Origin of the sequence: Bradyrhizobium sp. ORS 375 (assembly GCF_000239775.1) — a bacterium.
Classification (GTDB): domain Bacteria; phylum Pseudomonadota; class Alphaproteobacteria; order Rhizobiales; family Xanthobacteraceae; genus Bradyrhizobium.
In genome coordinates, this window is record NZ_CAFI01000137.1 from 26112 (window position 1) to 35033 (window position 8922).

Here is an 8922-nt window from a genome sequence, read left to right on the forward strand (position 1 = left end):
TCGAAAGCGCGAGCATCGACCGGGTGCATGCGGTCTGCAGATGCGATGTAGTCATGCAGATCTCCCCGGCTCGAGCGACAATTCGTATCCCATACCAGCAACGGTATGATTTGGCAACCCGCAGGCCCTCGCGGGCCGCTCACGTCAATGCGCGTCGCCGCCGCCGGCCAGCGGCGAGCTCGGCTTGTTGAGCAGCAGCACCATGAAGCTGAGCGCGATGTAGAAGCAGGTCAGCATGAAGAACGCGTCGCCATAGCCCATCACCACCGCCTGCCGATGCACGATCTGCGTGAGCTGCTTCATGGCCATCAGCGCGGAGTCGCCCATGCCCTGCAGCTTCTGCTGCAGCATGTTCAAGGTCTCGACTGCTGTCGCATTGCCCCAGTTCACCCGCTCGTGCAGGCGAGAGATGTGCAGATCGGTGCGATCGTTCAGCACCTGGTTGATGATGGCAAGGCCGACGGCGCCGCCGAGATTGCGCATCAGGTTGAACAGGCCGGAGGCGTTCTTGACCCGCTCCGGCGCCAGGGTGCCGAGCGCGATGTTGTTGGTCGGCACCATGGCGCACATCATGCCGACGCCGCGCAGCACCTGCGGCACGAACAGCTCCCAGAAGTCGTAGTCGCGGGTGATGCCGGTCATCTGATAGGAGCCGATCGCGAAGATCACGAGGCCGAAGGCGATGATCAGCCGCATGTCGACCTTCACCATCAGGCGGCCGACGATCGGCGCCATCAGGAACATCGTCATGCCCGAGACGAACATCGTCTCGCCGATCATCAGCGCGCTGTAGCCGCGAACCTCGGCGAGATAGCGCGGATAGATGTAGGTGAGGCCGTAGAGGCCGATGCCGATGCAGAACTGCAGAAGGCAGCCAACCGCGAAATTGCGGTCGCTGAACGTTCTGAGATCGACGATCGGCTCCTCGGCCGTCAGCACGCGCCAGAAGAAGCACACCGCCGAGACCGCGCAGACCGCGGCGCAGACCGCGACCGAGGTATCCTGCAGCCATTCATGCAGCGGCCCCTCCTCCAGCACATATTCGAGCGAGCCGAGGAAGCCGGCCATGAACAGCAGGCCCCACCAATCGAAGCGGTCGAGCAGCGCGAAATTCGGCTGGTCGAAATCGACCAGCGCGAGCACGCCCGCGGTGATGATGACACCCGGCACGATGTTGATGAAGAACAGCCAGTGCCACGACATCGCATCGGTGATGTATCCGCCGACCGTCGGCCCCACCGTCGGCGCCAGCGTCGCCACCAGCCCGATGATCGGGCCGACGATGTGAAACTTGGAGCGCGGGAACACCGTGTAGGCCGAGGCGAACACGGTCGGAATCATGCCGGCGCCGAGGAAGCCCTGCAGCGCGCGCCAGAGGATCATCTGCTCGATCGACGAGGCGAAGCCGCACAGGAAGCTCGAGATGGTGAAGCCGGCCGCCGAGATCGCGAACAGCAGCCGCGTGCCGAGCGCGCGCGACAGGAAGCCGGACAGCGGGATCGCGATGACCTCGGCGATCAGATAGGCGGTCTGCACCCAGGACACTTCGCTGGAGCTCGCCGACAGGCCGGCCTGGATCTCGCTGAGCGAGGCCGAGACGATCTGGATGTCCAGGATCGCCATGAACATTCCGAACACCATGATCAGGAACGCGAACAGCCGCCGCGGCGCGATGCGATCCGACGGCGCCGCAGGCGCGCTCATGGTGGGATTGGCTGTCGTTGCGGTGGCCATGGTCTTGTCGGTCCAGCTCAGCAGACGGTGCGCTCCCTCTCCCAGCAGGCGGGGAGAGGCGAATAGCGAATGCGACGCGAGATCACGGCCCCTCGCGGTCGTTACTTCCCCTGCACCGTCGCCGGTGCGTCGAGGTCGGCATCGTTGTCGGCATCCTTGGCGCCGTCGGTGGTGTCCACCGTGACATAGACCGACATGCCGGCGCGCAGCAGGTTCTGCCTGGCCACATCCTTCGGCACGCGGATGCGCACCGGCAGGCGCTGCACGATCTTGGTGAAATTGCCGGTCGCATTGTCCGGGGGCAGCAGCGTGAACACCGAACCTGATGCCGGCGAGATGCTGTCGACCGCGCCCTTGAAGCCGCGCGCGCCATAGGCGTCGACCTTGATCGTCACCGGCTGGCCGGGACGGATGCGCTTGAGCTGGGTTTCCTTGAAGTTCGCGTCGATGAACACGTCGTCGAGCGGCACGACGTTGCCGAGCCGCTGGCCGACCGCGACGAAATCGCCGGTGTTGACGAGGCGGTTCGAGAACGTGCCGTCGACCGGCGCGCGTACGGTGGCGAATTCGAGGTCGCGCTCGGCCTTGGCGAGCGAGGTCTTCAGCTCGGCGAGCTGCGCCTGGGCCTCGGCCTGTTGCGCCTTGGTCACCTCCACATTGTCGCGCGCGGCATCGAACGCGGCGCGCGCGGCGCGGACCGCGGCCATGCCCTGGTCGCGCGCGGCTTCCGACTGCTCGAATGTGGCGTGCGAGGCGAAACCCTTGCTGCTCAGCGCCTGCTGGCGCTCATAGTCGAGCCCGGCGCGCTTCATCGCGGCTTCGGAAGATGTCAGGTTGGCCTGCGCCTGCTCCACCGCGCTCTGCTGCGCGGCGACCTGGCGGCCGATGCGCGCGATGGTCGCCTCCTGCGTGGCGATCCTGCTGCGCGCGGCGTCGACCGCGATCTTGTAGTCGCCGTCGTCGATGCGGAAGATCACGTCGCCCTTGCGCACCACCGAATTGTCGCGCGGCACGATCTCCTGGATGTGACCTGAGACGCGCGCGCCGAGCATGGTGTTGTTGGCGCGGACATAGGAGTCGTCGGTCGAAACCATGAAGCGGCCGACCATGAAGTAGTGCGTGGCGTAACCGGCCGCCGCCAGCGCCAGCAGCACGCCGACACCGGCGAGCACGCGCTTGCGCTTGCCCGGCTTCGGCGGCGCGGCCTGGAGCTTCTCCGCAGCTGGCGTTGCGGCCGGCGGAGCCGCCGGCAATTCGAGCGGGGCCTCGGTGCTGATTTCGGCCTTCAACGCCTTCGCGTCGATGGCGCTGCGCTGAACGCTCTCGCTGGCTTGCGAACGGACCGCCTCGTGCTTGGCTTGGGCCGATGCCTCCTCGGCATCCGGACGGCGTGCGCGCACCGCCTGTTCTCTCGCAGCAGCCATCTGAGACTCCCACCCATCACAGCGGGGCCGCCCCGGCCCCACAAAAAAACGACCGAACCGTTCGGTCAAACAATCTCTACCATTGACCGAACCGTTCGGTCAATTTATATCTTCGCTACCGCAACATATCCGGGCAGAAGCTTGTGTGACGTTGGCGCCGGCCAAATCTTCGGGAACAGCCTAAACCAATGATTGATGCTGCCGACAGCACTACCCAGGTGACGCAGGACGAGGATTCCTCGAAACGGCGTCAGATCCTCGAAGGCGCTCGCAAGGTCTTCATGGACATGGGTTTCGATGGCGCCAGCATGGGCGAGATCGCGCGTGTCGCCGGTGTCTCGAAGGGCACGCTCTACGTCTACTTCGCCGACAAATTCCGCCTGTTCGAGGCGATCGTCGAAGAGGAGAGCGTGCATCGGGGCGCCTCGAATTTCAGCTTCGATCCGGATCGCGATGCAGCGACCGTTCTCGGCGAGTTCGGCAAGGCCTGGATCGCGGTGGTGTGCCGGCCGGGCGGCGGATCGGCGATCCGCACCGTGATGGCGATCGCCGAACGCATGCCGGACGTCGGCCGCCGCTACTACGAATGCGTGCTCAATGGCACGATCAGCCGGCTGGCGGCCTATCTGCAGGCCCGCGTCGAAGCCGGCGAACTCGCCATCGACGACTGTCATCTGGCGGCCTCGCAGTTTCAGCAGATGTGCCAGGCCACGCTCTTCCTGCCCTTCATCTTCCAGGCCGAGCCCGCCCCCTCGCCCGACCGCGTTCACAAGGTCATCGGCAGCGCCGTGGCCATGTTCCTGGCCCACTACGGCGCGAGGAACTGACGGACTGATACGCGGGCGCGCCGGCGCGGCGACGATCTCGTCACGATCGAACATGCGCTCTCCTTCTCGCGGCGGCTTGCGCCCGAGCTTTGCGATCGGATCACCCTCGGATCGATCGGAGGGCGCAGGGAAGGCCGGGCGCCGGCCGCGCCCGTGGCCCGCCTGCGAGAAAAATGCAGGCGGCAGGTACCACAGGTCTGGCCGAGACGACCCGGCCTTCCCTGCGCGATGGCTTTACGGATTATACGCAGTCTCCCCGGTGTCCGGCTGGTAGCCACCGTCATCCGCGCGATGCCCCGAGCATCCGCCACGAACTTGACGCCAGCATCGGGGCGTCAGGACCCTACGACTTCACCGTCCTGCCGGTCGCGTTCGTCCGCTCGCGATTTCAGCGCGCTGCGCGCCGACAGGCCACCGCTCCCCGCCTCCAACGCTCGTGACGACCGCGAAACGTCCCTCTTCGATCGAGGCGGGATGGGCGTAGACAATCATGATTTTCGGAAAAATGGAAGAGGAATATTTTCGGCACGGGGACTGGACAGGGCAAATCAGCTTGATGGGACTGATGAATTCAATTTCTACGCGCACGCCGTTTCTACAACTCGCGAATGTTCCTCCAACGTCATTGCGAGCGAAGCGACTTGTCCGCCATAGCCCGAAGGGCGACGGCGGAAGCAATCCAGAGCGTCACGCGCGACTCTGGATTGCTTCGTCGCTTCGCTCCTCGCAAAGACGATCGGAGCAGTCACCGCGCCACCCCCTCGGTGTCATCGCCCCGCTTGACCGGGCAATCCAGATCTGGGCTGTCTTGTCTCTCTACTGCTGGAGGTCGCGCCTGACCAGACGCAACAATCGAGGGATCAATGGTCTATCTTCTTGAGCCTAGGCGCTACAAATGGATTCAAGCGGCTTACGTGCCGGACGGATTGATGCAAAAGCAGCTCGACGGGATAGCGCTGCAACAGAGCGACATTCCCTTGGAGACGCCGCTCAAGGGAAGTGTCCCCATTCCAGATATTTGTAGTGGAGCACAAGGCTTCCTGTTCGTCTCGGACAGGGGGCGGGAGGTCCTTGAGGACCTGGTACCCGGCCACATTGCGTTCTTCCCGCTGACCCTAAAAGCACCATCGCGTATCATGACTGCGAAGGCGTACTACTTCATCGATGTGTTAACACGCGCGCAGCTGGTCGATTGGGATACAACGCCCATGGAACCCACCAGCATACGCACTCCGGATGGTCGTCCTACCTACTTGACGCGGACGGCCAGCCTGGAGGCAAATTTCAAAACAGTGGGAGCGGATACACCACCGATCTGGAGAGAGACTGACGTCGACACGCCGACCAGGCGCTTGTTGATCAATAAGCGGCTCGTTCTGATGCAGGATCACATCTGGCAAGCCCTCGACGAGCGCCTTCCAAAGCAACTGGTTGCTAGCCGCTTCCCGTGAGAAGAGCGAGGTCAGCACACCGGGACGGCTGTACCGAGAGACCGCGGCGTACTGGATGCCCGCCTGCGCGGGCATGACAGTGGAGGATGGCATCGGACGCGGGCCCTTGCCTGCCGTCATCGCCAGCGCAGCGAAGCGATCCGGGGCGTTCCGCGCGACTCTGGTTTGCTTCATCGCGGAGCCTGTCATCCGGCCGCGCTTTGCGGACCCGTTGGCTCCTCGCAATGACGCTTGGGGCACAGTGCGCTCTCCACACTCAACTGCCATCGCCCAGCTTGACCCGGCGATCCAGTACGCCGAGACGGCTGTGATCGGGCCGATGGGCCGCAGCGTACTGAATCCCCCGCTTTCGCGGGGTATGACAGCGGAGGATTTGATTGGCTGCGTAGGTTGCGGAGGCCTGGCCGCCAGCGTGTTCCGTCTCTCTACGCTACTTCTTCCCGCTCTTCGTGCTGTGGGAATGCGAATGGCTATGGCTGTGCGAATGACCATGCGCATGCGCGTGATCATGCGTCGCCTCGAGCGGCATCATCGCGACGTGGCCGTGGCGGACGCCGCGTTCGGCGATGACGTGGTCGGCGAAGGCCTTGACCTCCGCCCGTTCGCCCTTGAGCACGGTGACCTCGAGACAGCTCTCCTGGTCGATGTGAACATGCAGGGTCGCCTGGGCGAGGCCGGAATGGTCGTGCGCCTCCTGGGTCAGCCGCTTCGGCAGTTCGCGCGCGGCGTGGTCGTAGACGTAGCTCAGCGTGGCGATGCAATGGCGGCTGTCCGTGCCGGCCTGGTCACTGCTCTCGAGCCCGCTGCGCAGCAGGTCGCGAAACGCCTCCGAGCGATTGTCGTAGCCGCGCTTGGCCATGAAGGCATCGACCTCGGCGAGCAGATCGTCGTCGATCGTGATCGTCAGACGCTGCATGTTCGGTCTCCTTCCATCGCGTGCGGCAAGCGCCTGTCCACACCAGCTATCCACCCCTGAGTATGATGTTTTCACGTTGACATCATACTGGCATCACCTTAGCGTTCTTTAACACTCGACATCAGGGCGATCCAAGCGCGCTTGCCGCGCGCCAACGACGGCGCGCGGCAGTTGATGACGTATGCCCGATGACGAGATCCGGGGCGTGACGATGCGGTGGGGCGGCGTAAGTCTGGGCGTGCTGATGGCGGCACTGGCGCAGCAGGCGCACGCGCATCCCGAACGCCCTCCCGCCGAATTGCCAACCGTGGATGTCGATGCGCCGAAGCGCAGCAGCCGGCCGAAGCCGCAGGTCCGGCGTGAGGTGCAATCGCCGAGAGCCGGCGCGCCGCGCACGGCTGCGGCGGTGCCGGCGGCGGCCACATCGGCAGCAGCGCCATCCGGCGCGCCAAATGTTGGCTCCGGCGCTGCGCGCCCGCAGGGCATGGCGAGCGAGACGGTCATCACCGGCGAAGAGATCAACGCCCGCCCGGCGACGCGGCCTGGCGAGGTGCTCGAGGCCGTCCCCGGCCTGATCGTCACGCAACACTCCGGCGAAGGCAAAGCCAACCAGTATTTTTTGCGCGGCTACAATCTCGATCACGGCACCGACCTCGCGCTGTTCGTCGACGGCGTGCCGGTGAACATGCGCACCCACGCCCATGGCCAGGGCTATGCCGATCTCAACTGGCTGATGCCGGAGACGATCGGCCGGGTCGACGTCCGCAAGGGCCTCTATTTCGCCGACGAGGGCGACTTCGCCTCGGTTGGCAGCGTGCATATCGGCTTGGTCGACAGCGTGCCGAAGGCGATCGCGCAGATGACGGCGGGCAGCTTCGGCTATCGCCGCTTCTTCGGCATGGACTCGGTGCATGTCGGCGACGGCCATCTCCTGATCGCCGGCGAGGCCGGCCGCTATGACGGGCCCTGGACCACGCCCGACGATGCCAAGAAGCTCAACGGGCTGATGCGCTACTCGCAGGGCACCGCGACCGACGGCTTCTCCATCACCGGCATGGCCTATGCGAACCGCTGGACCTCGACCGACCAGGTGCCGGAGCGTGCGATCGCCTCCGGCCTGCTCGGCCGCTACGATGCTGTCGATCCGACCGACGGCGGCAGGACCAACCGTTTCGCGCTGTCGGGCCGCGTCGCCGGCACCGACGAGGCGGGGTCGTGGAAGGCCAACGCCTATGTGGTGAAGAGCCAGCTCGATCTCACCAACAACTTCACCTATTGGCTGCGCGATCCCGACAATGGCGACCAGTTTCACCAGCATGAAGACCGGCTGATGCTCGGGGCCAATGCGTCCCGAACGCTGACCGGCAGCTTCGCTGGCCGGCCGATGGAGACGACCTTTGGCATCCAGACCCGTTATGACGACATCGCGCTAGCACTGAGCTACACGAAGCAGCGCGACTATCTGAGCACGGTGCGTAACGACAAGGTCGGCGAAGGTAGCGTCGGGCTCTATGTCGAAAATACGGTGCGCTGGACCGACTGGCTGCGCACCACCGTCGGCTATCGCGGCGACTATTACCAGACGCACGTGTATTCGCTGACCAACGGCAACAACAGCGGCGACGCCGCCGCGGGCCTCGGCAGTCCGAAGTTTCGCATGGTGATCGGGCCGTTCGAGAAGACCGAGTTCTTCCTCGGCGCCGGCTATGGCATGCACAGCAACGATGCGCGCGGCGCGACGACGACCGAGGATCCGGCCGATCCGGCCAACAGGCTCGCGTCGTCGGCGCTGCTGGTGCGCACCAAGGGCGCCGAGGCCGGCGTGCGCACCCGCATCATCCCGGGCCTCGACTCCTCACTGAGCATCTTTCTGCTCAACCAGGATTCCGAGATCCTGTTCTCGGGCGACGCCGGCGACACCTCGGCGAGCCAGCCGAGCCGGCGCTACGGCTTCGAGCTGACTCATCGCTATCGCCCGGCGTCTTGGATCGACATCGACGCCGAGCTCGCGATGACGCATGCCCGCTTCGTCGGCTCCGACAACGATCAGGCCGCGGCCTATGCCCAGCTGGTCGGTTTGACCGCGCCCCCCGAGGTGTTGCGCGGCAATGCGCCCGGCAACTACATCCCCAATGCGCCATCGATGATTGCTTCAGCCGGGATTACGCTCGGCGAGACAACCGGCTGGTTCGGGTCCTTGCGCTGGCGCTATCTCGGCGCGACGCCGCTGACCGAGGACAATGACTTCCGTTCGACCGCGACCAGCGTGTTCAACGGCCGCATCGGCTTCCGCGACGCCAATGGCTGGCGCATCCAGCTCGACGTGCTGAACCTGTTCAACACCAAGGCCAACCAGATCTCTTATGGCTATGGCTCGCTGTTGCGGAGCGACCAGCTCTACCAGGATTGCTACGGCAGCGCGCCGAAGGGTATACCCGCGCAAGTCTGCCAGACCGGCGTGATGGACCGCGTCCTGCACCCGATCGAGCCACTGACGTTCCGCGTCACGGTAGCGGGGACGTTCTAGCCGCTTTGCAGCAACAGGCTTTCGCCCCGAGCGCCGCTGCGCT

At 64.9% G+C, this 8922-nt stretch carries 6 protein-coding genes; 3 read left to right on the forward strand and 3 right to left on the reverse strand.

Going from position 1 to position 8922, the window contains the following annotated elements; all coding sequences use genetic code 11:
* Window positions 1-144: 144 nt before the first annotated feature.
* Both BRAO375_RS11875 and BRAO375_RS11880 read right to left on the reverse strand, forming a co-directional pair.
* Window positions 145-1734, reverse strand: a complete 1590-nt coding sequence (locus BRAO375_RS11875; protein WP_009027712.1) for a DHA2 family efflux MFS transporter permease subunit — start codon at window positions 1732-1734, stop codon at window positions 145-147.
* Window positions 1735-1835: 101 nt separating this feature from the next.
* Window positions 1836-3158 carry an HlyD family secretion protein gene (locus BRAO375_RS11880; RefSeq protein WP_009027713.1) on the reverse strand — a complete coding sequence of 441 codons (1323 nt, stop codon included), beginning with the start codon at window positions 3156-3158 and terminating at the stop codon, window positions 1836-1838.
* A gap of 188 nt (window positions 3159-3346) precedes the next feature.
* Here BRAO375_RS11880 and BRAO375_RS11885 point away from each other — a divergent pair, with 188 nt between their 5' ends.
* Window positions 3347-3985: a TetR/AcrR family transcriptional regulator gene (locus tag BRAO375_RS11885; RefSeq protein ID WP_009027714.1), complete on the forward strand. Its 639-nt coding sequence runs from the start codon at window positions 3347-3349 to the stop codon at window positions 3983-3985.
* A gap of 863 nt (window positions 3986-4848) precedes the next feature.
* Complete coding sequence (locus BRAO375_RS11890) at window positions 4849-5436, forward strand: imm11 family protein (RefSeq protein ID WP_009027715.1); 588 nt, start codon at window positions 4849-4851, stop codon at window positions 5434-5436.
* 430 nt (window positions 5437-5866) lie between these two features.
* On the opposite strand, the gene nikR is transcribed toward BRAO375_RS11890, so the two are convergent.
* Complete coding sequence (gene nikR / locus BRAO375_RS11895) at window positions 5867-6352, reverse strand: nickel-responsive transcriptional regulator NikR (RefSeq protein ID WP_009027716.1); 486 nt, start codon at window positions 6350-6352, stop codon at window positions 5867-5869.
* A 211-nt stretch (window positions 6353-6563) separates the two neighbouring features.
* Here nikR and BRAO375_RS11900 point away from each other — a divergent pair, with 211 nt between their 5' ends.
* Window positions 6564-8879 carry a TonB-dependent receptor gene (locus tag BRAO375_RS11900; protein ID WP_035640067.1) on the forward strand — a complete coding sequence of 772 codons (2316 nt, stop codon included), beginning with the start codon at window positions 6564-6566 and terminating at the stop codon, window positions 8877-8879.
* Window positions 8880-8922 lie beyond the last annotated feature (43 nt).

Excerpts from the sequence above, each read along its gene's own strand:
- BRAO375_RS11885 (WP_009027714.1), top strand. The coding sequence starts at position 3,347 with ATGATTGATGCTGCCGACAGCACTACCCAGGTGACGCAGGACGAGGAT.
- BRAO375_RS11890 (WP_009027715.1), top strand. The coding sequence starts at position 4,849 with ATGGTCTATCTTCTTGAGCCTAGGCGCTACAAATGGATTCAAGCGGCT.
- BRAO375_RS11900 (WP_035640067.1), top strand. The coding sequence starts at position 6,564 with ATGCGGTGGGGCGGCGTAAGTCTGGGCGTGCTGATGGCGGCACTGGCG.
- BRAO375_RS11875 (WP_009027712.1), bottom strand. The coding sequence starts at position 1,734 with ATGGCCACCGCAACGACAGCCAATCCCACCATGAGCGCGCCTGCGGCG.
- BRAO375_RS11880 (WP_009027713.1), bottom strand. The coding sequence starts at position 3,158 with ATGGCTGCTGCGAGAGAACAGGCGGTGCGCGCACGCCGTCCGGATGCC.
- nikR (WP_009027716.1), bottom strand. The coding sequence starts at position 6,352 with ATGCAGCGTCTGACGATCACGATCGACGACGATCTGCTCGCCGAGGTC.